Source organism: Peribacillus sp. P4_C12 (genome assembly GCF_056402095.1).
In genome coordinates this window covers 1-808 of sequence record NZ_JBFUIB010001024.1, presented here as the reverse complement: position 1 = coordinate 808, position 808 = coordinate 1, and the positions used below count along the sequence as shown (strand labels likewise).

Sequence of the window (808 nt, the reverse complement as noted above, 5' to 3'; positions counted from 1 at the left end):
CATTTCTTTTAGGTGGTTTATATGGAGGTTATCGATTAAGTTTTTTATTAATAGCTATCACTCTTATTATTCGATATTTGTCGGGGGGAGAAAATGGATTTTATATTTCATGCATCACTTTTCCGTTAATTGGTATTTCAATTTCTTTTATTTCTAAATACTATTTACAAATGTCTGTCTTCAAAAAAAATATCGTTGGTATTTTATTAATCTTTATTGTTCAGATTCTTACACAGTTTATTGCAACACAAATATTTGGAATCAATATAGGTATAAGTTTATGGAAACAATACTTTATAATCCAAGTCGTTGGCATTGTTATTGTGATTATTCTGTGGGAGGTCATCCTTGCGAATTTTCAGATTTTAGAAAAATTAGCAAAAGCAGAAAAGTTACAAATCGTAAGTCACCTTGCTGCAAGTATCTCACATGAAGTTCGTAATCCCCTTACTGTAACTAGAGGATATATTCAAATGTTACAAGAGGAAGTTTCTTCGCAAACAAAGGTAAAGTATGCAAATATCGCTTTGAGGGAATTAGATCGAGCTACAGAAGTTATTAATGATTATTTAACGTTTGCAGCAACAACCCCTGAAAATAAAGAACACTTAAGAGTGTCCGATGAGATTCAGCATGCGGTAAATTTTATTAAGCCCTTGGCAAACATGAATGGAATAGACATAAAATTATCGCTATTGGAAGATGACGCTTATTATATCATAGGAGAAAGAAAAAAATTTCAACAGTGCTTGTTTAATATTTTAAAAAACGGCATCGAATCGATGCAAGTTAATGGTGAACTATACAT

The 808-nt window shown here is 31.2% G+C and carries 1 protein-coding gene; it reads left to right on the top strand.

Translation table 11 applies throughout. The features are described from left to right. A partial coding sequence (locus AC1DUW_RS30965) for a histidine kinase dimerization/phospho-acceptor domain-containing protein (RefSeq protein ID WP_477644473.1) occupies window positions 1–808 on the top strand: 808 nt, incomplete at both ends.